This window comes from Enterobacter sp. Crenshaw, assembly GCF_024734705.1.
GTDB classification, from domain to species: domain Bacteria; phylum Pseudomonadota; class Gammaproteobacteria; order Enterobacterales; family Enterobacteriaceae; genus Enterobacter; species Enterobacter asburiae_B.
On record NZ_CP102932.1, the window covers coordinates 212,085 to 236,551 of the forward strand.

A 24,467-nucleotide genomic window follows, 5' to 3' on the forward strand; every position below is an offset into this window, starting at 1 on the left:
GAGATTGGAATACAATTTCGCGCCTTTTGTTTTTATGGGCCCGGCCCGTAAAACGAATTTTATTCACGGGGAGCCTCCCTGAGGCGCTATCACCCAATCAGAGGATTTTAGAATGGCTAAGAAAGTACAAGCCTACGTCAAGCTGCAGGTTGCAGCTGGTATGGCGAACCCAAGTCCACCAGTTGGTCCAGCTCTGGGTCAGCAGGGTGTGAACATCATGGAATTCTGTAAAGCGTTCAACGCCAAAACCGAATCCCTGGAAAAAGGTCTGCCAATCCCAGTCGTAATCACTGTTTACGCTGACCGTTCTTTCACTTTCGTTACCAAAACCCCTCCAGCAGCTGTTCTGCTGAAGAAAGCGGCTGGTATCAAGTCTGGTTCCGGTAAACCGAACAAAGACAAAGTGGGTAAAATTTCCCGCGCTCAGCTGCAGGAAATCGCGCAGACCAAAGCTGCCGACATGACTGGTGCCGACATTGAAGCGATGACTCGCTCAATCGAAGGTACTGCACGTTCCATGGGCCTGGTAGTGGAGGACTAAGAAATGGCTAAACTGACCAAGCGCATGTCCGTGATCCGTGACAAAGTTGATGCGACCAAACAGTACGACATCAACGAAGCTATCGCTCTGCTGAAAGAACTGGCAACTGCTAAGTTCGTTGAAAGCGTTGACGTTGCCGTTAACCTCGGCATCGACGCGCGTAAATCCGATCAGAACGTTCGTGGCGCAACTGTACTGCCACACGGTACTGGCCGTTCCGTTCGCGTAGCTGTATTTGCTCAGGGTGCAAACGCTGAAGCTGCTAAAGCTGCCGGCGCTGAACTGGTAGGTATGGAAGATCTGGCTGATCAGATCAAGAAAGGCGAAATGAACTTTGACGTTGTTATTGCTTCTCCAGATGCAATGCGCGTTGTTGGCCAGCTGGGCCAGGTTCTGGGTCCACGCGGCCTGATGCCAAACCCGAAAGTTGGTACTGTAACTCCTAACGTTGCTGAAGCGGTTAAGAACGCTAAAGCAGGTCAGGTTCGTTATCGTAACGACAAAAACGGCATCATCCACACCACCATCGGTAAAGTGGACTTTGACGCTGACAAACTGAAAGAAAACCTGGAAGCTCTGCTGGTTGCGCTGAAAAAAGCAAAACCAACTCAGGCGAAAGGCGTGTACATCAAGAAAGTTAGCATCTCCACCACCATGGGTGCAGGTGTTGCAGTTGACCAGGCTGGCCTGAGCGCTGCTGCAAACTAATGCCTTTACGTGGGCGGTGATTTTGTCTACAATCTTACCCCCACGTTTGCTAACGAAAGTTAGCGGCTAAAAGATTTGTTCGTTGGAGCCTGGCCTAATCCAGGCCTCCGTCGAAGACCGCAGGTGTTTCGCAAGAGACTTAATCCCCTGCGTAGACGGTGACAGAACGCTAAGATTATTTTTGGATACTCTGGCTTGTTTCTGCTCACCGTATTAAGACGCTCTTTCCGTTTGGGAGAGTGAAGTGAGTTCCGGAACATGAGTTCCGGCAAACATCCAGGAGCAAAGCTAATGGCTTTAAATCTTCAAGACAAACAAGCGATTGTTGCTGAAGTCAGCGAAGTAGCCAAAGGCGCGCTGTCTGCAGTAGTTGCGGATTCCCGTGGCGTTACTGTAGACAAAATGACTGAACTGCGTAAAGCAGGTCGTGAAGCTGGCGTATACATGCGTGTTGTTCGTAACACCCTGCTGCGTCGCGTAGTTGAAGGTACTCAGTTCGAGTGCCTGAAAGACACGTTTGTTGGTCCGACCCTGATTGCATACTCTATGGAACACCCGGGCGCTGCTGCTCGTCTGTTCAAAGAGTTCGCGAAAGCGAATGCAAAATTTGAGGTCAAAGCTGCAGCCTTTGAAGGTGAGTTGATCCCGGCATCGCAAATCGATCGCCTGGCAACCCTGCCGACCTACGAAGAAGCAATTGCACGCCTGATGGCAACCATGAAAGAAGCTTCGGCTGGCAAACTGGTTCGCACTCTGGCTGCTGTTCGCGATGCGAAAGAAGCTGCTTAATCGCAGTTATCTTTATAAAGCATTTGCTTACGTATAAACTTATTCTGATTTTCAGGAACAATTTAAATGTCTATCACTAAAGATCAAATCATTGAAGCAGTTGCAGCTATGTCCGTAATGGACGTTGTAGAACTGATTTCTGCAATGGAAGAAAAATTCGGTGTTTCTGCTGCTGCTGCTGTAGCTGTAGCTGCGGGCCCGGCTGAAGCTGCTGAAGAAAAAACTGAATTCGACGTAATTCTGAAAGCTGCTGGCGCTAACAAAGTTGCTGTTATCAAAGCAGTACGTGGCGCAACTGGCCTGGGTCTGAAAGAAGCTAAAGACCTGGTAGAATCTGCTCCAGCTGCGCTGAAAGAAGGCGTGAGCAAAGACGACGCAGAAGCACTGAAAAAATCTCTGGAAGAAGCTGGCGCTGAAGTTGAAGTTAAATAAGCCAACTTTTCTGGTTGCAGCCTGAGTAATTAGGCTGATGGCTGGTGACTTTTTAGTCACCAGCCTTTTTGCGCTGTAAGGCATCAGTAGCATTTCACACTGTTTGACTGCTGATTGTCCTGACAATGCATGTTTCTATCGACGACTTAATATATTGCGACAGGGTGCTCGCTCTGTGTAAATCGCGACGAAATGATTTAAGCGTGATAGCAACAGGTATTGCGGAAAGTATTCAATTTTCCGGTCCACAAAATGGTGTTGCACAAACTGTCCCTTCGTCGGACAGATGGGTCGACTTGTCAGCGAGCTGAGGAACCCTATGGTTTACTCCTATACCGAGAAAAAACGTATTCGTAAGGATTTTGGTAAACGTCCACAAGTTCTGGACATTCCATATCTCCTTTCTATCCAGCTTGACTCGTTCCAGAAGTTTATCGAGCAAGATCCTGAAGGGCAGTACGGTCTGGAAGCAGCCTTCCGCTCCGTGTTCCCGATTCAGAGCTACAGCGGTAACTCCGAGCTGCAGTACGTCAGCTACCGCCTTGGCGAACCGGTGTTTGACGTTCAGGAATGTCAGATCCGTGGCGTGACCTATTCCGCACCGCTGCGCGTAAAACTGCGTCTGGTGATCTACGAGCGCGAAGCGCCGGAAGGCACCGTAAAAGACATTAAAGAACAAGAAGTCTACATGGGTGAAATTCCACTCATGACAGACAACGGTACTTTCGTTATCAACGGTACTGAGCGTGTTATCGTTTCCCAGCTGCACCGTAGCCCGGGCGTCTTCTTCGACAGCGATAAAGGTAAAACACACTCTTCCGGTAAAGTACTGTATAACGCACGCATCATTCCTTACCGTGGTTCATGGCTGGACTTCGAGTTCGATCCGAAAGACAACCTGTTTGTCCGTATCGACCGTCGTCGTAAGCTGCCTGCAACCATCATTCTGCGTGCGCTGCAATACACCACTGAACAGATCCTGGACCTGTTCTTTGAGAAAGTGATCTTTGAAATCCGCGACAACAAGCTGCAGATGGAGCTGGTGCCGGAACGTCTGCGTGGCGAGACCGCGTCGTTCGACATCGAAGCCGACGGCAAAGTGTATGTGGAAAAAGGTCGCCGTATCACCGCGCGCCACATCCGCCAGCTGGAAAAAGATGATATCAAACTCATCGAAGTTCCGGTTGAGTACATTGCAGGAAAAGTAGCCGCGAAAGATTACGTTGATGAGTCAACGGGTGAGCTGATCTGCCCAGCGAACATGGAGCTGAGCCTGGATCTGCTGGCTAAGCTGAGCCAGTCTGGTCACAAACGTATCGAAACGCTGTTCACCAACGATCTGGACCACGGCGCGTATATTTCTGAAACTATTCGCGTCGACCCAACCACCGATCGTCTGAGCGCGCTGGTAGAAATCTACCGCATGATGCGTCCTGGTGAGCCACCAACTCGCGAAGCGGCGGAAAGCCTGTTCGAGAACCTGTTCTTCTCCGAAGACCGCTACGATCTGTCCGCGGTTGGTCGTATGAAGTTCAACCGTTCTCTGCTGCGCGACGAAATCGAAGGTTCCGGTATCCTGAGCAAAGACGACATCATCGAAGTGATGAAGAAGCTCATCGATATCCGTAACGGTAAAGGCGAAGTGGACGATATCGACCACCTCGGCAACCGTCGTATCCGTTCCGTAGGCGAAATGGCGGAAAACCAATTCCGCGTTGGCCTGGTACGTGTAGAGCGTGCGGTGAAAGAGCGTCTGTCTCTGGGCGATCTGGATACCCTGATGCCTCAGGATATGATCAACGCCAAGCCGATTTCTGCAGCAGTGAAAGAGTTCTTCGGTTCCAGCCAGCTGTCTCAGTTCATGGACCAGAACAACCCGCTGTCTGAGATTACGCACAAACGTCGTATCTCTGCACTCGGCCCAGGCGGTCTGACCCGTGAACGCGCAGGCTTTGAAGTTCGAGACGTACACCCGACGCACTACGGTCGCGTATGTCCAATCGAAACGCCTGAAGGTCCAAACATCGGTCTGATCAACTCCCTGTCCGTGTACGCACAGACTAACGAATACGGTTTCCTCGAGACCCCGTACCGTAAAGTGACTGACGGTGTTGTAACCGACGAAATTCACTACCTGTCTGCTATCGAAGAAGGCAACTACGTTATCGCTCAGGCGAACTCCAACCTGGATGACGAAGGCCACTTTGTAGAAGATCTGGTTACCTGCCGTAGCAAAGGCGAATCCAGCTTGTTCAGTCGCGACCAGGTTGACTACATGGACGTATCCACCCAGCAGGTGGTATCCGTCGGTGCGTCCCTGATCCCGTTCCTGGAACACGATGACGCCAACCGTGCATTGATGGGTGCGAACATGCAACGTCAGGCCGTTCCAACTCTGCGCGCTGATAAGCCGCTGGTTGGTACCGGTATGGAACGTGCTGTTGCCGTTGACTCCGGTGTTACTGCAGTTGCTAAACGTGGCGGTACTGTTCAGTACGTCGATGCATCCCGTATCGTTATCAAAGTTAACGAAGACGAGATGTATCCGGGCGAAGCTGGTATCGACATTTATAACCTGACCAAATACACCCGCTCTAACCAGAACACCTGTATCAACCAGATGCCTTGCGTATCTCTGGGTGAGCCAGTTGAGCGCGGCGACGTGCTGGCAGACGGTCCGTCCACCGACCTCGGTGAACTGGCGCTCGGTCAGAACATGCGCGTAGCGTTCATGCCGTGGAACGGTTACAACTTCGAAGACTCCATCCTCGTCTCCGAGCGTGTGGTTCAGGAAGATCGTTTCACCACCATCCACATTCAGGAACTGGCATGCGTGTCTCGTGACACCAAGCTGGGGCCAGAAGAGATCACCGCTGACATCCCTAACGTGGGTGAAGCTGCGCTCTCCAAACTGGATGAGTCCGGTATCGTTTACATCGGTGCGGAAGTGACCGGCGGCGACATTCTGGTTGGTAAGGTTACGCCTAAAGGTGAAACCCAGCTGACGCCAGAAGAGAAACTGCTGCGTGCAATCTTCGGTGAGAAAGCGTCTGACGTTAAAGACTCTTCTCTGCGCGTACCAAACGGTGTTTCCGGTACGGTTATCGACGTTCAGGTCTTCACCCGTGACGGCGTTGAGAAAGATAAGCGTGCGCTGGAAATCGAAGAGATGCAGCTCAAACAGGCTAAGAAAGACCTGTCTGAAGAACTGCAGATCCTCGAAGCGGGTCTGTTCAGCCGTATCTATGCGGTGCTTGTTGCCGGTGGCGTTGAAGCTGAGAAGCTCGACAAACTGCCACGCGATCGCTGGCTGGAACTGGGCCTGACCGACGAAGAGAAACAAAATCAGCTGGAACAGCTGGCTGAGCAGTATGACGAACTGAAACACGAGTTCGAGAAAAAACTCGAAGCGAAACGCCGCAAAATCACTCAGGGCGACGATCTGGCACCAGGCGTGCTGAAGATTGTTAAGGTGTATCTGGCCGTTAAACGTCAGATCCAGCCTGGTGATAAGATGGCAGGTCGTCACGGTAACAAGGGTGTTATCTCTAAGATCAACCCGATCGAAGATATGCCGCACGATGCTAACGGTACGCCGGTAGATATCGTACTGAACCCGCTGGGCGTACCGTCTCGTATGAACATCGGTCAGATCCTGGAAACTCACCTGGGTATGGCTGCGAAAGGTATTGGCGACAAGATTAACGCCATGCTGAAGCAGCAGGAAGAAGTCGCGAAACTGCGCGAATTCATCCAGCGTGCCTACGATCTGGGTACCGACGTGCGTCAGAAAGTCGACCTGAATACCTTCAGCGATGAAGAAGTGCTGCGTCTGGCTGAGAACCTGAAAAAAGGTATGCCAATCGCAACGCCGGTCTTCGATGGTGCGAAAGAAGCTGAAATTAAAGAGCTGCTGCAACTGGGTGGTCTGCCAACGTCTGGTCAGATTACGCTGTTTGACGGCCGTACCGGTGAACAGTTCGAGCGTCCGGTAACCGTAGGTTACATGTACATGCTGAAACTGAACCACCTGGTCGACGACAAGATGCACGCTCGTTCTACCGGTTCTTACAGCCTGGTTACTCAGCAGCCGCTGGGTGGTAAGGCGCAGTTCGGTGGTCAGCGCTTCGGGGAGATGGAAGTGTGGGCGCTGGAAGCATACGGCGCGGCATACACCCTGCAGGAAATGCTCACCGTTAAGTCTGATGACGTGAACGGTCGTACCAAGATGTATAAAAACATCGTGGACGGCAACCATCAGATGGAGCCGGGCATGCCAGAATCCTTCAACGTACTGTTGAAAGAGATTCGTTCGCTGGGTATCAACATCGAACTGGAAGACGAGTAATTCTCGCTCAAACAGGTCACTGGTGCCGGGTTAATCCCCGGCACCAGATTGTGCTAACTCCGACGGGAGCAAATCCGTGAAAGATTTATTAAAGTTTCTGAAAGCGCAGACTAAAACCGAAGAGTTTGATGCGATCAAAATTGCTCTGGCTTCGCCAGACATGATCCGTTCATGGTCATTCGGTGAAGTTAAAAAGCCGGAAACCATCAACTACCGTACGTTCAAACCTGAGCGTGACGGCCTTTTCTGTGCGCGTATTTTCGGGCCAGTAAAAGATTATGAGTGCCTGTGCGGTAAGTACAAGCGCCTGAAACACCGTGGTGTGATCTGTGAGAAGTGCGGCGTTGAAGTGACCCAGACCAAAGTGCGTCGTGAGCGCATGGGCCACATCGAGCTGGCGTCTCCGACCGCTCACATCTGGTTCCTGAAATCTCTGCCGTCCCGTATCGGTCTGCTGCTGGATATGCCGCTGCGCGATATCGAACGCGTTCTGTACTTCGAATCTTATGTGGTTATCGAAGGCGGGATGACGAACCTGGAACGTCATCAGATCCTGACTGAAGAGCAGTATCTGGACGCGCTGGAAGAGTTCGGTGACGAATTCGATGCGAAGATGGGTGCGGAAGCTATTCAGGCCCTGCTGAAGAGCATGGATCTGGAGCAAGAGTGCGAGCAGCTGCGTGAAGAGCTGAACGAAACCAACTCCGAAACCAAACGTAAAAAGCTGACCAAGCGTATCAAACTGCTGGAAGCGTTCGTTCAGTCTGGTAACAAACCAGAGTGGATGATCCTGACCGTTCTGCCGGTTCTGCCGCCAGATCTGCGTCCACTGGTTCCGCTGGATGGTGGTCGTTTCGCAACGTCCGATCTGAACGATCTGTATCGTCGCGTTATCAACCGTAACAACCGTCTGAAACGTCTGCTGGATCTGGCTGCGCCGGACATCATCGTACGCAACGAAAAACGTATGCTGCAGGAAGCGGTTGACGCCCTGCTGGATAACGGCCGTCGCGGTCGTGCGATCACCGGTTCTAACAAACGTCCTCTGAAATCTTTGGCCGACATGATCAAAGGTAAACAGGGTCGTTTCCGTCAGAACCTGCTCGGTAAGCGTGTTGACTACTCCGGTCGTTCTGTAATCACCGTAGGTCCATACCTGCGTCTGCATCAGTGCGGTCTGCCGAAGAAAATGGCACTGGAGCTGTTCAAACCGTTCATCTACGGCAAGCTGGAACTGCGTGGCCTGGCCACCACCATCAAAGCCGCTAAGAAAATGGTTGAGCGTGAAGAAGCTGTCGTTTGGGATATCCTGGACGAAGTTATCCGCGAACACCCGGTACTGCTGAACCGTGCACCAACTCTGCACCGTTTGGGTATCCAGGCATTTGAGCCAGTCCTGATCGAAGGTAAAGCTATCCAGCTGCACCCGCTGGTTTGTGCGGCATATAACGCCGACTTCGATGGTGACCAGATGGCTGTTCACGTACCGCTGACGCTGGAAGCCCAGCTCGAAGCGCGTGCGCTGATGATGTCTACCAACAACATCCTGTCCCCAGCGAACGGTGAACCTATCATCGTTCCTTCTCAGGACGTTGTATTGGGTCTGTACTACATGACCCGTGACTGTGTTAACGCCAAAGGCGAAGGCATGGTGCTGACTGGCCCGAAAGAAGCTGAGCGTATTTATCGCGCTGGCCTGGCCTCTCTGCATGCGCGCGTTAAAGTGCGTATCACCGAATACGAAAAAGATGAAAACGGCGAATTCGTTGCGAAAACCAGCCTGAAAGACACGACCGTTGGCCGTGCCATTCTGTGGATGATCGTACCGAAAGGTCTGCCTTTCTCCATCGTCAACCAGGCGCTGGGCAAGAAAGCGATCTCCAAAATGCTGAACACCTGTTACCGCATTCTGGGTCTGAAGCCGACCGTTATCTTCGCTGACCAGACAATGTATACCGGCTTTGCTTATGCAGCGCGTTCAGGTGCATCTGTTGGTATCGATGACATGGTCATCCCAGAGAAGAAACACGAGATCATCTCTGAAGCGGAAGCCGAAGTTGCTGAGATCCAGGAGCAGTTCCAGTCTGGTCTGGTAACCGCGGGCGAACGCTATAACAAAGTTATCGATATCTGGGCAGCGGCGAACGATCGTGTATCCAAAGCGATGATGGATAACCTGCAGACCGAAACCGTGATTAACCGTGACGGCGTAGAAGAGCAGCAGGTTTCCTTCAACAGCATTTACATGATGGCCGACTCCGGTGCGCGTGGTTCCGCAGCACAGATTCGTCAGCTGGCAGGTATGCGTGGTCTGATGGCGAAGCCAGATGGCTCCATCATCGAAACGCCAATCACCGCGAACTTCCGTGAAGGTCTGAACGTACTCCAGTACTTCATCTCCACCCACGGTGCTCGTAAGGGTCTGGCGGATACCGCACTGAAAACTGCGAACTCCGGTTATCTGACGCGTCGTCTGGTTGACGTTGCGCAGGATCTGGTTGTGACCGAAGACGATTGTGGCACCCTCGAAGGTATCACCATGACCCCGGTTATCGAGGGTGGTGATGTTAAAGAGCCACTGCGCGATCGCGTTCTGGGTCGTGTGACCGCGGAAGACATTCTGAAGCCGGGTACTGCAGACATTCTGGTTCCACGCAACACGCTGCTGCACGAGCACTGGTGTGACCTGCTGGAAGCGAACTCTGTTGACTCCGTGAAAGTACGTTCCGTTGTATCCTGTGACACCGACTTTGGTGTATGTGCGCACTGCTACGGTCGTGACCTGGCGCGTGGCCACATCATCAACAAAGGTGAAGCAATCGGCGTTATCGCGGCACAGTCCATCGGTGAGCCGGGTACACAGCTGACGATGCGTACGTTCCACATCGGTGGCGCGGCATCTCGTGCGGCTGCTGAATCCAGCATCCAGGTGAAAAACAAAGGTAGCATCAAGCTCAGCAACGCGAAGTCTGTTGTTAACTCCGCTGGCAAGCTGGTTGTGACCTCTCGTAACACCGAGCTGAAGCTGATCGACGAATTCGGTCGTACCAAAGAGAGCTATAAAGTGCCTTACGGTGCGGTTATGGCGAAAGGTGATGGCGAGCAGGTTGCCGGCGGTGAAACCGTTGCAAACTGGGATCCACACACCATGCCGGTTATCACCGAAGTAAGTGGTTTCATCCGCTTCACTGACATGATCGACGGCCAGACCATTACTCGTCAGACTGACGAGCTGACCGGTCTGTCTTCTCTGGTGGTTCTGGATTCTGCTGAACGTACTACCGGTGGGAAAGATCTGCGTCCTGCACTGAAAATCGTTGATGCTCAGGGTAACGACGTTCTGATCCCGGGTACCGACATGCCTGCGCAGTACTTCCTGCCGGGTAAAGCGATCGTTCAGCTGGAAGATGGCATTCAGATCGGTGCGGGTGATGCTCTGGCGCGTATTCCACAGGAATCCAGCGGTACCAAGGACATCACCGGTGGTCTGCCACGCGTTGCGGACCTGTTCGAAGCACGTCGTCCGAAAGAGCCTGCAATCCTGGCTGAAATCAGCGGTATCATCTCCTTCGGTAAAGAGACCAAAGGGAAACGCCGTCTGGTTATCACTCCAGTAGATGGCAGCGAACCGTACGAAGAGATGATTCCTAAGTGGCGTCAGCTCAACGTGTTCGAAGGTGAACGTGTAGAACGTGGTGACGTGGTTTCCGATGGTCCAGAAGCGCCGCACGACATTCTGCGTCTTCGTGGCGTACACGCGGTAACGCGTTACATCACCAACGAAGTACAGGACGTTTACCGTCTGCAGGGCGTTAAGATTAACGATAAGCACATCGAAGTTATCGTTCGTCAGATGCTGCGTAAAGCAACTATCGAAAACGCAGGCAGCTCCGAGTTCCTGGAAGGCGAGCAGGTTGAATACTCACGCGTCAAGATTGCTAACCGCGATCTGGAAGCGAACGGCAAAATCGGTGCGACCTTCTCGCGCGATCTGCTGGGTATCACCAAAGCGTCTCTGGCAACCGAGTCCTTCATCTCTGCTGCATCGTTCCAGGAAACGACTCGTGTCCTGACCGAAGCCGCCGTTGCTGGTAAGCGTGATGAACTGCGCGGTCTGAAAGAGAACGTCATCGTGGGTCGTCTGATCCCAGCTGGTACCGGTTATGCGTACCATCAGGATCGTATGCGTCGTCGTGCTGCGGGCGAACTGCCAGCTGCACCGCAGGTAACTGCTGAAGATGCATCCGCGAGCCTGGCAGAACTGCTGAACGCAGGTCTGGGCGGTTCCGACAACGAGTAATCGTTGATGCCCGGTGATGAACATTACCGGGCATGTGCCTCGTAGGTCGGGTAAGCTCAGGCCACCCGACAATAAAAAACCCGCCTCGGCGGGTTTTTTTACATCTGTAGGTTATCAGTTCACCAACGGGATCCGACGATAAAGCTCAATCATATCGCCCGCCAGATCCTGAATGACCATCGCGTTCATCAGGTGATCCTGAGAGTGGACGGTGATCAGGTTAACCGGAAGCTTCCCGGTCCCTTCGTCAAAACCGATAAGCTGAGTCTGGATCGTGTGCGCATGCTTCACATATTCGCGCGACTCTTCCATCGCTTTTTCTGCTTCGTCAAACTCACCTTTACGCGCCATCTGTAGCGCCGTCAGGGCCGCACTGCGCGCCGCGCCTGCGTTGACCAGCAGTTCCATTATCGTGGTTTCTAAGTCTTCCATTATGACTCCAGAAGTTTGAGCGCTTTTTCCAGGACGGCATCGCCTTTCATCATGCCGTAATCCATCATGTCGATCACCGCGACCTTTTTACCCAGCGGCTCGGCCTGCGCCTGAAGTTTCGCCTGCTCGTATTTAACCTGTGGCCCCAGCAATACGATGTCGGCCGTCGCGATGTTGTCTTTAAACTCCGCAACCGGAACGGCTTTAATGGTGACTTCAACCCCTTTTTTCTGCGCGGCGTCTTTCATACGTTGAACCAGCATGCTGGTTGACATTCCCGCTGCACAGCATAAAACGATGTTCTTCATAATCAGCCTCGATCTACATGTGTTTATTGATAATTATCTCGTGCAGAGCGCTTCAACAACCGGTTTACCGCGATTGTGTGTCAGGCATCACAAAGAAACCGGTGATTTTCTGAAACCGGTTACAATTTTGCATTGTCGGTTAGCCGGCCCGTGGAAACGGGCAGGGTGAAAGAGGGAGGATTAGCTGATGGACGTTCGATTGATGCGGTTTTTGCCCTGCTGTTTGGCGCTGTAGAGGGCGCTATCAACGCTTCCGACAAATTGCTCCAGCGGTTCAAAATGCCACTCCCCAAGACCGCCGCTGAACGTAACCCGCAGGTTTTCTTCTCGCCAGACGCGTTTTTCAACTGCGGTACGCCAGGCTTCCAGCAATGAGAGCGCAGACGTCATCTGCTCAGCCTGGAAGATTACCGCGAACTCTTCTCCACCGTACCGGTAAATCGAGACGTGATGTGGCTGCATAATCTGGATCCCTTCGCGGGCCACGTTGCGCAGAACGATATCACCGGTCAGGTGGCCCAGCGTGTCGTTAATCGACTTGAAGTTATCAATGTCCACCAGCGCCATCGCGAAAGGCTGCTGGGCATTCAGCAGCTCCGCGATATCGCTATCGAACGCGCGGCGGTTTTTACAGCCCGTCAGCGCATCGTGAGTCGCCTGGCGCACATAGGCCATCTCACGCTCTTTATTGGACTGGATAGTGTGGCTCAGCATCGCTTCCAGGCGCGGCGCCTCGCTGACGTCGCCGGTTTTAATGGCATTGATAATGTGCATCAGCACGGTACGCGAGGCGTGACGGAGGTATAAGCCGAAGAGGATGATGATGATTGCCGCCAGCGCAAACCCCCAGCCAACAATCGTCGTTTCGTGGCGGGTGATATCGGTGAGCGTCTCGCCAGAGACCCGGTAGATGACAAACCAGTCCGGATTGGTAAACGAGTAGTAGTAGTACCAGGCGTTGCTTTTCTTATCGTAAAGGTGGCCTTCGCCGCTGGTCATTTTGTCCATCAGCGCTTCGCTCACGTAGTGTTTGAAGAGCGCGCCTGTATCCGGGTGAAGCACAACGGCGCCGTCGCGTTCAACGACGAAGAATTCTCCCTGGACGGGCGCCACCATCTGACGCAGGGTGAAGCCCATTGACGTCAAATCGAGATGAAACGCGATCGTTCCCTTCAGTCTGCCTTCGGGTGAAATCAAAGGCTTATAAAGTGTGACCGTCGGATGGCCGGTGAAGTAGTCCATGTACGGGCGAGTATAGTGGCTGAAGATACTGGCTTCGGCCTGAGCGATAAACCACGGCCGCGTCCGGGGATCGAAGGTTTTACTCTTCTCCGTGGGGAGCACTTCCGGCGCGCGGAGATAATGCCCCTGCGTGTCCGCCAGCGAGATGGAGGACACGGTCGGCATCAGGTTTTGCAAATGCATCATCATCTGCAGCCCCTGCGTCGGGTTGACCTTGAGCGTCTCGTTTAGCCTGTCGTCGCGGGCAAAGTAAATCGCGGAACGGCCCAGGATATAGTCGTTTTCACGCAGGATAGATTCGGTATAGTTCACCGCCAGGTTGTGCGTGAAATTGCTGTTGATCTGATGATAATCCTCAAGAAAATCCTTTCGTTGCGAAAGCGTCACCGCGATCGCGATCACCGCAAAACTGCAGAGGATCCCCGCGAAGCTGAGCATGATTGGCCGGGTAAAAGAGAGCTTTTTGCTGTGAAGTGCCATGAGCTGTACATCGTTCCTGATGGTGAATACTTTTCGTCTGCCGATATCCTCTCAGCATAGTCGCTGTCCTGCGGTTAGCGGTGAATTATACGGCACACGATTTCTGGCGGGATGATTTATCTTAAGAACCATTAAGAAAATACTTATTCAACCTGCTGGCGGCCGTGTGCGCAATGAACCAGAGGCAGGGCGAAACGAGGAAGAAGCTTTTCGCCCTGGTCAGCATCCGTTGCTGACCGTGTGACAATAAAAAACCGGACGATCGCTGACAATCACCCGGTTTTGCCTTTTCGTCGCGCCTCGACAATTTTTTATGGTGTTGCAGCGCGTTTCATCGTCATTGCGAGGCTCTTCCCAGCCAGCTGTCCCAGTCTTTCCAGACAGGCTGAAGACCCTGGGCCGTCAGGGCTGCGGCGACCGCTTCCGGACGTCGTCCGTCATGCGGCACAAACTGCTCGAGCTCCGGACGATCGTCGGCGTAGCCGCCAGGCTGCGTTTTGGAAAACGCGCTGACGTTGTTAATCGCAAGCGGGATAACGCGATCGCGAAACGCCGGGGATTCACGCGTTGAGAGCGATAATTCCACTTCCGGGGCGAGCAGGCGAAACGCACAGATGGCCTGCACCAGCTGGCGTTCATCCATCAGCGAAGCCGGTTCAATCCCTCCCGCGCAAGGCCTCAGGCGCGGGAAGGAGATGGAATAACGGCTCTTCCAGTAGTGCTGCTGAAGCCACAGCAAATGTTCCGCCACCATGTAACAATCCACCCGCCAGCTGTCAGAGAGCCCGATCAGCGCGCCCAGACCGATTTTGTCGATGCCCGCGCGACCCAGCCTGTCCGGCGTTTCCAGGCGGAAAAAGAAATCCTGTTTCTTGCCCTTCAGGTGGTGCCGGGCGTACGTCGCCTCGTGATAGGTTTCCTGGTAGACCATGACCCCGTCCAGCCCGAGGGTTTTGAGCTCCGCGTACTCCTCCTGCGCCAGGGGCTGTACTTCCATCTGCAGCGACGCAAACTGACGACGAATGGCGGGAAGATGCTGACGGAAATAGTCCATTCCCACTTTTCCCTGATGTTCGCCCGTGACAAGCAGAAGATGTTCAAAGCCCATTTCACGAATGGCCGCGCACTCGCGGGCAATCTCACCTTCATCGAGCGTTTTACGCTTTATGCGGTTGCTCATGGAAAAACCGCAGTAGGTACAGTCATTGGCGCACAGGTTTGAGAGATAGAGCGGCACGTAGAAGCTCACCGTGTTGCCAAAACGCTGGCGGGTGAGCCGCTGCGCTCGCTGGGCCATCGGCTCGAGGTACGCGCTGGCCGTCGGGGAGAGCAGGGCCATCAGATCCTCGCGGGTCAGATGGCGGGCATGCAGCGCGCGCTCCACGTCAGCCGCCGTTTTGCTGTTGATGCGCAGGGCAATGTCGTCCCAGCTAAGCTGCCGCCAGCGCTCGGTAAACGTGCTCATGCGATCGCCTCCAGAAAACCGGTCAGCGGGCTGGTGGCCTGCGCCTGGAAACTGCGCGAGCCGGGACCGGACTCCCTTGCCAGCAGGCCAGCCTCTACGGCCATGCGGAACGCACGCGCCATCATGACCGGATCGTCGGCAACCGCGATGGCCGTGTTGACTAGCACCGCGTCGGCGCCCATCTCCAGCGCCTGCGCGGCATGGCTGGGCACGCCGATGCCCGCATCAACCACTACAGGTACGGTAGCCTGCTCAATAATGATTTCCAGCATCGCGCGGGTTTCCAGCCCCTGATTGGAGCCAATGGGGGCGCCCAGCGGCATGACGGCGGCGCAGCCGACCTCTTCCAGCCGTTTGCACAGAACAGGGTCGGCGCCGCAGTAAGGCAGGACGATAAACCCTTGCTGCACCAGCTTTTCAGCCGCTTTCAGCGTTTCGATGGGGTCGGGCAGCAGCCAGCGGGCGTCAGGATGAATTTCCAGCTTCAGCCAGCGGGTGCCGAGCGCCTCGCGGGCCAGCTGCGCGGCGAAAATCGCCTCTTCGGCCGTTTTGGCACCGGAGGTGTTGGGCAGCAGCGTGACGCCAGCCTCCAGTAAAGGCGCCAGAATGGCATCGCTGTGATGGCGCAGATCCACGCGCTTGAGCGCCAGCGTCACCAGCTGGCTGCCGCTTTCGCGAATGGCATCCACCATCAGCTGCGGCGAGGCGAATTTTCCGGTTCCGGTAAACAGATGTGAATCAAAGACTTTATCGGCAATACGTAACATCTCAGCCCCCTGCGATAACCTGAAACAGCAGGATCTGGTCGCCGTCATTGACCTGCTGATGTTCCCACTGCTCGCGCGGCAGGATCTGTTGATTGAGCGCCAGCGCCGTTCCCGGCTTCAGCTGACGCAGCTTGTCGAGCAGTACCGCAACGGTGAGCCCGTCGTCGCATCTCATCGGCTCATCGTTAAACAGAATGCGCATCGCGGCCTCCGCATACCGGGCAGCGGCTGGCGCGGTGTAACGCCAGATGGCGCCAGCCGCTGGAGCGGGCATCAAACAGCCGCAGCGTATTGCGTTCCGTCTCCATGCCGCTGAGCAGCTTGATGGTCTCCAGCGCCTGCATTGTGCCCATTACGCCGACCACCGGACCCAGAATGCCCGCCGTACGGCAGTTGCGCGCCGGCTCTGCATCATCCGGCCACAGACAGCGATAGCAGCCCTGCGACCACGGCGGGGTCAGGACCATCATCTGCCCGCCGAAACCCACCGCGCTGGCGGTGATAAGCGGCGTATTATTTGCCACGCAGGCGGCGTTAATCGCCTGGCGCGTCGCCATGTTGTCCGTGCAGTCCAGCACCACGTCGGCAAGGGCGACCTCACGGCTGAGGTTGTCACCGCTGAGCCGTTCCTGCAGGGCAATCAGCGCGATATCCGGGTTGAGCTGGTTCAGGCGCTGCCGGGTGATTTGCGCTTTCGGCTGGTTGATATCCTCGGTGGTAAAGAGGATTTGTCGCTGCAGGTTGCTGAGGTGAACCTCGTCGTCGTCGGCCAGCACCAGCGTACCGATACCTGCGCCGGCCAGATAAAGCGCGGCGGGCACGCCTAACCCGCCCAGACCGACAATCAGCACCCGGCTGGCGAGCAGCTTTTGCTGTCCGTCGATGGCGATATCTTCCAGCAGGATCTGACGGCTATAGCGCATAAAATCACGATCGTTCATCACCCGCTCCTGCCAGCTGTAACAGCTGTTCGGTGGCGAGACGCCAGTCTGCGGCCTGGGTGATGGCGCTGACGACGGCGATACTGCCGACGCCGGTCTCCAGCACCGCCGGGGCGCGTTCAAGGCTGATTCCGCCGATGGCGACGGTAGGGTAATCGGCAAGGCGTTTAACGTGACTCGCCAGCTGCGTCAGCCCCTGCGGTGCGGAGGGCATCTGCTTGGTTTGCGTCGGGAAGACGTGACCCAGCGCGATGTAAGAGGGACGGGCCGCCAGGGCCACGTCGATCTCCATGTCATCGTGTGTTGAAACGCCAAGACGCAACCCGGCTTCGCGAATAGCGCTCAGATCCGTTGTTTCCAGATCCTCCTGACCCAGGTGCACGCCGTACGCCTGGTGCTTAACGGCCAGCCGCCAGTAGTCGTTGATAAATAGGCGGGCGTTATGCCGACGCCCAAGCGCGATGGCGGCAGCCACATCGGCTTCCACCTCGTCATCGCGTTTATCCTTGATGCGCAGCTGGATCGTTCGAACGCCTGTCTCCAGCAGGCGCTCTATCCACTCCACGCTGTCCACCACCGGATAGAGCCCTAAACGGTAGGGGACGGGCGGGAAATCGGGCTTATACATTACGCCTCCTCTTTTTTGAGGTAGATTTCGCCGCCTCTGGCACGGAAGGTTTCAGACATGTCCACCATCCCCACTTCAATGGTCTGCGCGGCGGCGTAGTCGCGCACCTCCTGGCTGATTTTCATCGAGCAGAACTTCGGCCCGCACATAGAGCAGAAGTGCGCGACTTTGCCTGATTCCTGCGGCAGGGTCTCGTCGTGATAGGCGCGCGCGGTGAACGGGTCCAGCGCCAGGTTGAACTGGTCTTCCCAGCGGAATTCAAAGCGCGCCTTCGACATGGCGTTATCGCGGATTTGCGCGCCCGGGTGGCCTTTGGCCAGATCCGCGGCGTGGGCGGCAATTTTGTAGGTGATCAGCCCCTGCTTCACGTCCTCTTTGTTTGGCAGGCCGAGGTGCTCTTTCGGCGTGACGTAGCAGAGCATCGCGCAGCCGAACCAGCCGATCATCGCCGCCCCAATGCCCGACGTGAAGTGGTCATAGCCCGGCGCAATATCTGTGGTCAACGGCCCCAGGGTATAGAACGGCGCTTCGTGGCAGTGCTCCAGCTCCTCGGTCATGTTGCGGCGGATCATCTGCATCGGCACGTGGCCCGGGCCTTCAATCATCACCTGCACGTCATACTCCCAGGCGATTTTGGTCAGTTCGCCCAGCGTGTGCAGCTCGGCAAACTGCGCTTCGTCGTTCGCGTCGCGAATAGAGCCCGGACGCAGGCCGTCGCCCAGCGACAGAGAGACATCGTACGCGGCGCAGATTTCGCAGATCTCGCGGAAGTGTTCGTAGAGGAAGTTTTCCTGATGATGTGACAGGCACCACTTCGCCATGATGGAACCGCCGCGCGAGACGATGCCGGTCAGACGCTTTGCCGTCATCGGCACGTAGCGCAGCAGCACGCCCGCGTGAATGGTGAAGTAGTCCACGCCCTGTTCGGCCTGCTCCAGCAGCGTGTCGCGGAACGCTTCCCAGGTGAGGTCTTCGGCGATGCCGTTGACCTTCTCCAGCGCCTGATAAATCGGGACGGTGCCAATCGGTACCGGGCTGTTACGCAGGATCCATTCGCGGGTTTCGTGAATATAGCGGCCAGTGGAGAGGTCCATTACCGTGTCCGCGCCCCAGCGCGTGGACCAGACCAGCTTTTCCACCTCTTCTTCGATGGAGGAGGTGACGGCCGAGTTACCGATGTTCGCGTTGACCTTCACCAGGAAGTTGCGGCCGATAATCATCGGCTCGGATTCCGGGTGGTTGATATTGGCGGGGATAATCGCGCGGCCTGCGGCCACTTCGTCGCGCACAAATTCCGGCGTGATGTTCTCCGGCAGGCGAGCGCCAAAGCCTTCACCCGGATGCTGATAGCGCAGCACTTCGCTACGGATGCGCTCGCGACCCATGTTTTCGCGGATGGCGATGAACTCCATCTCCGGCGTGACGATGCCCCGGCGCGCGTAGTGCAGCTGGGTCACGCATTTGCCCGCTTTAGCGCGTTTTGGCGTCAGCAGGCCGGTAAAGCGCAGCTCGTCCAGACCGTCGTCGGCCAGGCGCTCTTTGGTGTACGCAGAACTCAGGACGCTCAGCTCTTCGCAGTCGTTACGCGCGTCAATCCACGGCTGGCGCAGCTTAGCCAGACCCTGCTGGACGTTGATGGCAACATCAGGATCGCCGTAAGGACCGGAGGTGTCATACACCGGCACGGCTTCGTTGTCTTCATACTGCGGGTTATCTTTGCTGCCGCCGATAAGCGTCGGACTAAGCTGAATTTCGCGCATTGGGACGCGGATATCGGCCTGCGAGCCGGAAGTATAGATGCGTTTCGAGTTCGGGAAAGCGGTGCCTTCCAGCGTGTCGATGAAGTGTTGGGCCTGTGCGCGCTGTTCGCGGCGGGTCAGTTTTGCAGTAGACATAGCTCATTCCAAAAGTGAAGGACATGGCTTGTCAGACGACGGATGAAGCAAGAGAGGATCGCCCTCAGGCGATACAACAGCAGTGTGACTCTTGTTCCCTTCGCAGGTATTAGCCTGATCAGGTTCCGCGGATCCCGAATTAACGGTCTCAGCCCGCGCTTTCAGGCGCTGGGCACTCCGACAAGAAAAATCCCCCTCGTGAGAGGGGCGAATGGTTGTAAATTACTCGTTAACGATGAAGAACTCAAGCAGGGCGCGCGACGTTCTCTTCGTTACTGATGTTCAAATCATTGTCCAGCACGAGGGCGATCAGCTTATCTTCCAGCGTGAATCGCTCTTCCAGCGCTTCACCGAGGTCTGATAGCGCCTGCTGGAACTCAAGATAGTTATCGTGGTCGATAGCGTTCTCGAGCGCGGAATCATAGTAATCCATGATCTGCTGGGTGTTGGCTTCCAGCAGCGGATAGAGCTTGCTGGCCGCTAAATACGGCGTTGTCCCTTCCATTTCGCGGATAATGCGTTCATAAATATTGAAATGGCCGTCGGACAGATAGTCGACCAGGCCCTGACAAAAATCATCCAGCGCTTTTTCGTTCAGTCGCATAAACGATTCTTTGCCAGGCTTAATACCGACCAGATTGTAATAAGCCACGAGTAGATGCTTGCGTACATGTAGCCAGCGATCCACCAGTTTGTTATTTCCTCTAACGCGCTCAGTCAGGCTTTCCAGCTGGTTTAACATGGTCGACTCCGCAAAATGTAGGATTGAATCTGCTTATCCAGAATGTAACCACAATGCTAACAACATGTCAGTGAAGCGAAGGTAGTGCAATAGATATGGATCGTATTATTGAAAAATCAGATCTTGGTTGTTGGATCGTCAGTCACGAACAAAAATTATGGCTTCCTGCCGGGGAAATCCCCTACGGTGCAGCTGAGGCGTTCGATCTCGTCGGCCAGCCTGCGCTGAAGATCGGCGAGTGGCAGGGTGAGCCGGTGTGGTTGATCCAACAGTCCCGCCGCCAGGATATGGGATCGGTGCGCCAGGTGCTGGATCTGGACGTGGGGCTGTTCCAGCTGGCGGGGCGCGGCGTGCAGCTGGCCGAGTTTTACCGCTCGCATAAATACTGCGGCTACTGCGGTCATACCATGCGCCCGAGCAAAACCGAGTGGGCGATGCTCTGCAGCCACTGCCGCGAACGCTACTATCCGCAGATTGCGCCGTGCATTATCGTCGCTATCCGCCGGGAGGATTCCATCCTGCTGGCGCAGCATACCCGCCATCGCAACGGCATTCACACCGTGCTGGCCGGCTTCGTCGAGGTGGGCGAAACGCTGGAGCAGGCGGTAGCGCGCGAGGTGATGGAGGAGAGCGGGATCAAAGTGAAGAACCTGCGCTACGTTACCTCGCAGCCGTGGCCGTTCCCGCAGTCTCTGATGACGGCATTTATGGCCGAATACGACAGCGGCGAGATCGTTATCGATCAGAAAGAGCTGCTGGAGGCAAACTGGTATCGCTATGACGATCTACCGCTGTTGCCTCCGCCGGGCACCGTGGCGCGTCGGCTGATAGAAGATACCGTGGCGATGTGTCGGGCCGAGTATGAGTAGTGTTACACTGAGGCCATGACGCTTAAGGAACTGCAAAAATGACCGAACTGAAGAACGATCGTTATCTGCGTGCGCTGCTGCGCCAGCCCGTTGATGTCACCCCGGTGTGGATGATGCGCCAGGCGGGACGCTATCTCCCGGAGTACAAAGCCACGCGCGCGCAGGCGGGCGATTTTATGTCGCTGTGTAAAAACGCCGAGCTGGCCTGCGAAGTGACGCTCCAGCCGCTGCGCCGCTTTCCGCTGGATGCTGCGATCCTCTTCTCGGATATTCTGACCATTCCGGATGCAATGGGCCTTGGCCTGTACTTCGAAACCGGTGAAGGTCCGCGTTTCACCTCCCCAATCAAAAGCAAAGCCGACGTGGATAAGCTGCCGATCCCCGATCCGGAAGGCGAGCTGGGCTACGTGATGAACGCCGTGCGCACCATTCGCCGCGAGCTGAAAGGTGAAGTGCCGCTGATTGGCTTCTCCGGCAGCCCGTGGACGCTGGCGACCTATATGGTTGAAGGAGGCAGCAGCAAAGCCTTCACCATGATTAAAAAGATGATGTACGCCGAGCCGCTGGCCCTGCATGCGCTGCTCGATAAGCTGGCGAAGAGCGTCACCCTCTACCTGAACGCGCAGATTAAGGCGGGTGCGCAGTCGGTGATGATTTTCGATACCTGGGGCGGCGTGCTGACCGGGCGCGATTATCAGCAGTTCTCCCTGTACTACATGCACAAAATCGTCGACGGCCTGCTGCGTGAAAACGAAGGCCGCCGCGTGCCGGTGACGCTGTTCACCAAAGGTGGCGGCCAGTGGCTGGAAGCGATGGCGGCAACCGGCTGCGACGCGCTGGGCCTCGACTGGACCACCGATATCGCCGATGCGCGCCGTCGCGTGGGCGACAAAGTGGCGCTGCAGGGCAATATGGACCCGTCCATGCTCTATGCGCCGCCAGCGCGCATTGAAGAAGAAGTGTCGACTATACTGTCTGGTTTCGGCCAGGGTGAAGGCCACGTCTTTAACCTCGGCCACGGCATTCATCAGGATGTGCCGCCAGAACACGCAGGCGTATTTGTGGAGGCGGTGCATCGGCTTTCTGCCCAGTATCACAAGTAAGGAGTGTTTATGGATCTCGCGTCGCTACGCGCTCAACAAATCGAACTGGCCTCATCGGTGATCCGCGAGGATCGTCTGGATAAAGATCCTCCGCAGTACATTGGCGGAGCAGACGTCGGATTCGAGCAGGGCGGGGAAGTGACGCGAGCGGCGATGGTGGTACTGAAATACCCTTCGCTTGAGCTGGTGGAGTTCAAGGTTGCGCGTATCGCGACCACCATGCCGTACATTCCGGGCTTTCTCTCCTTCCGCGAATATCCCGCGCTGCTGGCAGCGTGGGAGCAACTCTCGCAAAAACCTGACCTGCTGTTTGTCGATGGACACGGTATCTCACACCCGCGCCGTTTAGGCGTTGCCAGCCATTTTGGGCTGCTGGTGGATGTGCCGACCATTGGCGTCGCCAAGAAACGCCTGTGCGGCGCATTTGAACCTCTTTCAGCCGAGCCGGGCGCGCTGGCGCCGCTTATCCATAAAGGTGAGCAGCTAGCGTGGGTCTGGCGCAGCAAGGCTCGGTGCAACCCGCTCTTTATCGCTACCGGGCACCGGGTGAGCATGGATAGCGCCCTGGCGTGGGTCCAGCGCTGCATGAAGGGCTACCGCTTGCCGGAGCCGACGCGCTGGGCAGATGCCGTGGCCTCTTCGCGTCCGGCTTTTGTTCGTTGGCAGGAAATTCAGCGATGATTCAGGTAAACTGCGCCTAATTTTCGATTCGAGAGATCATCATGCTACAAAACCCGATTCACCTGCGCCTTGAGAAAGTTGAAAGCTGGCAGCACGTGACGTTTATGGCTTGCCTGTGCGAGCGCATGTATCCCAACTATGCCGCGTTCTGTAAGGAGACGGGCTTTGGTGATGGCCATATCTACCGCCGCATTCTGGATCTGATCTGGGAAACGCTGACGGTGAAAGACGCGAAGGTGAACTTCGACTCCCAGCTGGAAAAGCTGGAAGAGGCGATTCCGGCTGCGGATGATTTTGACCTGTACGGTGTCTATCCGGCGATTGATGCCTGCGTGGCGTTAAGCGAACTGCTTCACTCCCGTCTGAGCGGTGAAACGCTGGAGCACGCAATTGAAGTCAGTAAGGCATCGATTACGACCGTCGCGATGCTGGAAATGACCCAGGAAGGTCGCGAGATGACCGACGAAGAGCTGCGTGCAAACCCGGCGGTTGAGCAAGAATGGGACATTCAGTGGGAAATTTTCCGCCTGCTGGCAGAGTGTGAAGAACGCGATATTGAGCTGATAAAAGGGCTGCGCGCGGACTTACGAGAGGCTGCGGAGAGCAATATTGGTATAATTTTTAACCAATGAGACAATAAATCTTGAGATAACGCCCGTTTTGTCGCTCCTCGACTCTTCCCTTTCGCCCCTTGTCTGGTCTACATTTGGGGGGCGAAAAAAAGTGGCTATCGGTGCGTGTATGCAGGAGAGTGCTTTTTTGGCATTTTCGTCGCACTCGATGCTTAGCAAGCGATAAACACATTGAAAGGATAACTTATGAACAAGACTCAACTGATTGATGTAATTGCGGACAAGGCTGATCTGTCTAAAGTGCAGGCTAAAGCTGCTCTGGAATCTACCCTGGCTGCTATTACTGAGTCTCTGAAAGAAGGCGATGCTGTGCAACTGGTTGGTTTCGGTACCTTCAAAGTGAACCACCGCGCTGAGCGTACTGGCCGCAACCCGCAGACCGGTAAAGAAATCAAAATCGCCGCAGCTAACGTGCCGGCATTTGTTTCTGGTAAAGCACTGAAAGACGCTGTTAAGTAAGACGCGTGGCAGTGAACAGTTTTAGCGAAGGGGCGGCAACGCCCCTTTTGTCTTTCTGGCGTGGAACGCTCGCGCTGGCAGGCATGCTGCTGCTGTCAGCCTGCAGCCACGACACCTCCCTGCCGCCGTTTACCGCCAGCGGCTACGCGGACAACCAGGGCGCGGTCAGGATCTGGCGCAAAGATTCCGGCGGCGAAGTGCATCTGCTTTCTGCCTTCAGCCCGTGGCATAACGGCAATACGTCGACTGCGGAATATCGCTGGCAGGGAGATGACCTGTCGCTGATTGAACTGAACGTCTACAGCAAGACCCCCGAACACGTGAAAGTGCGTTTTGACGACCATGGCGAGCTGAGCTTTATGCAGCGCGAAGTCAGCGGCCAAAAACAGCAGCTTTCCAGCGATCAAATCGCTCTCTACCGTTATCGTGCCGAACAAATCCGCCAGACCAGCGATGCGCTTCGTCTGGGACGCGTTGTGCTGCGCCAGGGGCGCTGGCATGCCGATGGGACGGTGACAACCTGCGAAGGACAGACGGTCAAGCCTGAGCTCGAATCCTGGGCAACAGAACACATTCAACGCCGTCAGCGTCATTCATCAATGGAAGTGAGTGTGGCGTGGCTTGAAGCGCCGGAAGGCTCTCAGCTTCTGCTGGTGGCGAACGAAGACTTCTGCACCTGGCAGCCGACGGAAAAAAGTTTTTGAT

At 55.4% G+C, this 24,467-nt stretch carries 22 protein-coding genes and 1 riboswitch; of the genes, 12 read left to right on the forward strand and 10 right to left on the reverse strand.

Annotation, left to right across the window (positions count from 1 at the left end; genetic code table 11):
* Positions 1-112: 112 nt before the first annotated feature.
* From rplK to rpoC, 6 genes are all read left to right on the forward strand, one after another.
* Entirely contained in the window at positions 113-541 is a 429-nt protein-coding gene (rplK, locus tag NWV12_RS00970; protein WP_008503452.1) for a 50S ribosomal protein L11, read from the forward strand.
* 3 nt (positions 542-544) lie between these two features.
* The gene (gene rplA / locus NWV12_RS00975; protein ID WP_006810530.1) at positions 545-1,249 is read left to right on the forward strand and encodes a 50S ribosomal protein L1; all 705 of its coding nucleotides are present in this window, start codon (positions 545-547) and stop codon (positions 1,247-1,249) included.
* Between the two features lie 291 nt (positions 1,250-1,540).
* Positions 1,541-2,038: a 50S ribosomal protein L10 gene (gene rplJ / locus NWV12_RS00980; RefSeq protein ID WP_001207203.1), complete on the forward strand. Its 498-nt coding sequence runs from the start codon at positions 1,541-1,543 to the stop codon at positions 2,036-2,038.
* A 66-nt stretch (positions 2,039-2,104) separates the two neighbouring features.
* Complete coding sequence (gene rplL / locus NWV12_RS00985) at positions 2,105-2,470, forward strand: 50S ribosomal protein L7/L12 (protein WP_006176746.1); 366 nt, start codon at positions 2,105-2,107, stop codon at positions 2,468-2,470.
* Between the two features lie 319 nt (positions 2,471-2,789).
* Positions 2,790-6,818 carry a DNA-directed RNA polymerase subunit beta gene (gene rpoB, locus NWV12_RS00990; RefSeq protein ID WP_023334099.1) on the forward strand — a complete coding sequence of 1,343 codons (4,029 nt, stop codon included), beginning with the start codon at positions 2,790-2,792 and terminating at the stop codon, positions 6,816-6,818.
* A 76-nt stretch (positions 6,819-6,894) separates the two neighbouring features.
* Positions 6,895-11,118 (forward strand): DNA-directed RNA polymerase subunit beta', encoded by a 4,224-nt coding sequence (rpoC, locus tag NWV12_RS00995; protein ID WP_029741888.1) that lies wholly within the window; start codon positions 6,895-6,897, stop codon positions 11,116-11,118.
* 114 nt (positions 11,119-11,232) lie between these two features.
* Here the strand turns inward: rpoC and NWV12_RS01000 are convergent, their stop codons facing one another.
* The 10 genes from NWV12_RS01000 to NWV12_RS01045 all read right to left on the reverse strand — a co-directional run bounded on the left by NWV12_RS01000 (position 11,233) and on the right by NWV12_RS01045 (position 20,018).
* Positions 11,233-11,550, reverse strand: coding sequence for a PTS lactose/cellobiose transporter subunit IIA (locus tag NWV12_RS01000; protein ID WP_033146992.1), 318 nt, complete (start codon positions 11,548-11,550; stop codon positions 11,233-11,235).
* Positions 11,550-11,858: a PTS sugar transporter subunit IIB gene (locus tag NWV12_RS01005; protein WP_023334100.1), complete on the reverse strand. Its 309-nt coding sequence runs from the start codon at positions 11,856-11,858 to the stop codon at positions 11,550-11,552. The genes NWV12_RS01000 and NWV12_RS01005 overlap by 1 nt, the downstream gene beginning before the upstream one ends.
* A 180-nt stretch (positions 11,859-12,038) precedes the next feature.
* Positions 12,039-13,580, reverse strand: a complete 1,542-nt coding sequence (locus NWV12_RS01010; RefSeq protein ID WP_048979197.1) for a sensor domain-containing diguanylate cyclase — start codon at positions 13,578-13,580, stop codon at positions 12,039-12,041.
* Between the two features lie 337 nt (positions 13,581-13,917).
* Entirely contained in the window at positions 13,918-15,045 is a 1,128-nt protein-coding gene (gene thiH, locus NWV12_RS01015) for a 2-iminoacetate synthase ThiH (protein ID WP_048979198.1), read from the reverse strand.
* Positions 15,042-15,812 (reverse strand): thiazole synthase, encoded by a 771-nt coding sequence (thiG, locus tag NWV12_RS01020; protein WP_048979199.1) that lies wholly within the window; start codon positions 15,810-15,812, stop codon positions 15,042-15,044. Before thiG ends, thiH begins: the two co-directional genes overlap by 4 nt.
* A 1-nt stretch (position 15,813) precedes the next feature.
* On the reverse strand, positions 15,814-16,014 hold the full coding sequence (gene thiS, locus NWV12_RS01025) for a sulfur carrier protein ThiS (protein WP_023309972.1): 201 nt from the start codon (positions 16,012-16,014) through the stop codon (positions 15,814-15,816).
* Entirely contained in the window at positions 15,998-16,753 is a 756-nt protein-coding gene (locus NWV12_RS01030) for a HesA/MoeB/ThiF family protein (RefSeq protein WP_048979200.1), read from the reverse strand. Before NWV12_RS01030 ends, thiS begins: the two co-directional genes overlap by 17 nt.
* The gene (gene thiE, locus NWV12_RS01035; protein ID WP_045889037.1) at positions 16,740-17,381 is read right to left on the reverse strand and encodes a thiamine phosphate synthase; all 642 of its coding nucleotides are present in this window, start codon (positions 17,379-17,381) and stop codon (positions 16,740-16,742) included. The genes NWV12_RS01030 and thiE overlap by 14 nt, the downstream gene beginning before the upstream one ends.
* A complete protein-coding gene (thiC, locus tag NWV12_RS01040) occupies positions 17,381-19,276 on the reverse strand; it encodes a phosphomethylpyrimidine synthase ThiC (protein WP_101744419.1) in 1,896 nt (631 codons plus the stop codon). Before thiC ends, thiE begins: the two co-directional genes overlap by 1 nt.
* 78 nt (positions 19,277-19,354) lie before the next feature.
* A riboswitch (TPP riboswitch) is annotated at positions 19,355-19,466 on the reverse strand.
* Between the two features lie 54 nt (positions 19,467-19,520).
* On the reverse strand, positions 19,521-20,018 hold the full coding sequence (locus NWV12_RS01045; protein WP_048979202.1) for an Rsd/AlgQ family anti-sigma factor: 498 nt from the start codon (positions 20,016-20,018) through the stop codon (positions 19,521-19,523).
* Between the two features lie 95 nt (positions 20,019-20,113).
* Here NWV12_RS01045 and nudC point away from each other — a divergent pair, with 95 nt between their 5' ends.
* The 6 genes from nudC (at position 20,114) to NWV12_RS01075 (ending at position 24,466) form a co-directional block, all read left to right on the forward strand.
* Positions 20,114-20,887 (forward strand): NAD(+) diphosphatase, encoded by a 774-nt coding sequence (gene nudC, locus NWV12_RS01050; protein ID WP_048979203.1) that lies wholly within the window; start codon positions 20,114-20,116, stop codon positions 20,885-20,887.
* Positions 20,888-20,925: 38 nt separating this feature from the next.
* A complete protein-coding gene (gene hemE / locus NWV12_RS01055) occupies positions 20,926-21,990 on the forward strand; it encodes a uroporphyrinogen decarboxylase (RefSeq protein WP_029742041.1) in 1,065 nt (354 codons plus the stop codon).
* Between the two features lie 9 nt (positions 21,991-21,999).
* The gene (gene nfi, locus NWV12_RS01060) at positions 22,000-22,671 is read left to right on the forward strand and encodes a deoxyribonuclease V (RefSeq protein ID WP_033146984.1); all 672 of its coding nucleotides are present in this window, start codon (positions 22,000-22,002) and stop codon (positions 22,669-22,671) included.
* Between the two features lie 41 nt (positions 22,672-22,712).
* Positions 22,713-23,303, forward strand: coding sequence for a YjaG family protein (locus NWV12_RS01065; RefSeq protein ID WP_029742042.1), 591 nt, complete (start codon positions 22,713-22,715; stop codon positions 23,301-23,303).
* Between the two features lie 186 nt (positions 23,304-23,489).
* Positions 23,490-23,762, forward strand: a complete 273-nt coding sequence (hupA, locus tag NWV12_RS01070) for a nucleoid-associated protein HU-alpha (RefSeq protein ID WP_002445246.1) — start codon at positions 23,490-23,492, stop codon at positions 23,760-23,762.
* 11 nt (positions 23,763-23,773) lie between these two features.
* The gene (locus NWV12_RS01075) at positions 23,774-24,466 is read left to right on the forward strand and encodes a DUF1481 domain-containing protein (RefSeq protein ID WP_033146981.1); all 693 of its coding nucleotides are present in this window, start codon (positions 23,774-23,776) and stop codon (positions 24,464-24,466) included.
* Position 24,467: the final 1 nt, after the last annotated feature.

Coding starts and splice junctions, on each gene's coding strand:
- rplK (WP_008503452.1), top strand. CDS start 113: ATGGCTAAGAAAGTACAAGCCTACGTCAAGCTGCAGGTTGCAGCTGGT.
- rplA (WP_006810530.1), top strand. CDS start 545: ATGGCTAAACTGACCAAGCGCATGTCCGTGATCCGTGACAAAGTTGAT.
- rplJ (WP_001207203.1), top strand. CDS start 1,541: ATGGCTTTAAATCTTCAAGACAAACAAGCGATTGTTGCTGAAGTCAGC.
- rplL (WP_006176746.1), top strand. CDS start 2,105: ATGTCTATCACTAAAGATCAAATCATTGAAGCAGTTGCAGCTATGTCC.
- rpoB (WP_023334099.1), top strand. CDS start 2,790: ATGGTTTACTCCTATACCGAGAAAAAACGTATTCGTAAGGATTTTGGT.
- NWV12_RS01000 (WP_033146992.1), bottom strand. CDS start 11,550: ATGGAAGACTTAGAAACCACGATAATGGAACTGCTGGTCAACGCAGGC.
- NWV12_RS01005 (WP_023334100.1), bottom strand. CDS start 11,858: ATGAAGAACATCGTTTTATGCTGTGCAGCGGGAATGTCAACCAGCATG.
- NWV12_RS01010 (WP_048979197.1), bottom strand. CDS start 13,580: ATGGCACTTCACAGCAAAAAGCTCTCTTTTACCCGGCCAATCATGCTC.
- thiH (WP_048979198.1), bottom strand. CDS start 15,045: ATGAGCACGTTTACCGAGCGCTGGCGGCAGCTTAGCTGGGACGACATT.
- thiG (WP_048979199.1), bottom strand. CDS start 15,812: ATGTTACGTATTGCCGATAAAGTCTTTGATTCACATCTGTTTACCGGA.
- thiS (WP_023309972.1), bottom strand. CDS start 16,014: ATGCGCATTCTGTTTAACGATGAGCCGATGAGATGCGACGACGGGCTC.
- NWV12_RS01030 (WP_048979200.1), bottom strand. CDS start 16,753: ATGAACGATCGTGATTTTATGCGCTATAGCCGTCAGATCCTGCTGGAA.
- thiE (WP_045889037.1), bottom strand. CDS start 17,381: ATGTATAAGCCCGATTTCCCGCCCGTCCCCTACCGTTTAGGGCTCTAT.
- thiC (WP_101744419.1), bottom strand. CDS start 19,276: ATGTCTACTGCAAAACTGACCCGCCGCGAACAGCGCGCACAGGCCCAA.
- NWV12_RS01045 (WP_048979202.1), bottom strand. CDS start 20,018: ATGTTAAACCAGCTGGAAAGCCTGACTGAGCGCGTTAGAGGAAATAAC.
- nudC (WP_048979203.1), top strand. CDS start 20,114: ATGGATCGTATTATTGAAAAATCAGATCTTGGTTGTTGGATCGTCAGT.
- hemE (WP_029742041.1), top strand. CDS start 20,926: ATGACCGAACTGAAGAACGATCGTTATCTGCGTGCGCTGCTGCGCCAG.
- nfi (WP_033146984.1), top strand. CDS start 22,000: ATGGATCTCGCGTCGCTACGCGCTCAACAAATCGAACTGGCCTCATCG.
- NWV12_RS01065 (WP_029742042.1), top strand. CDS start 22,713: ATGCTACAAAACCCGATTCACCTGCGCCTTGAGAAAGTTGAAAGCTGG.
- hupA (WP_002445246.1), top strand. CDS start 23,490: ATGAACAAGACTCAACTGATTGATGTAATTGCGGACAAGGCTGATCTG.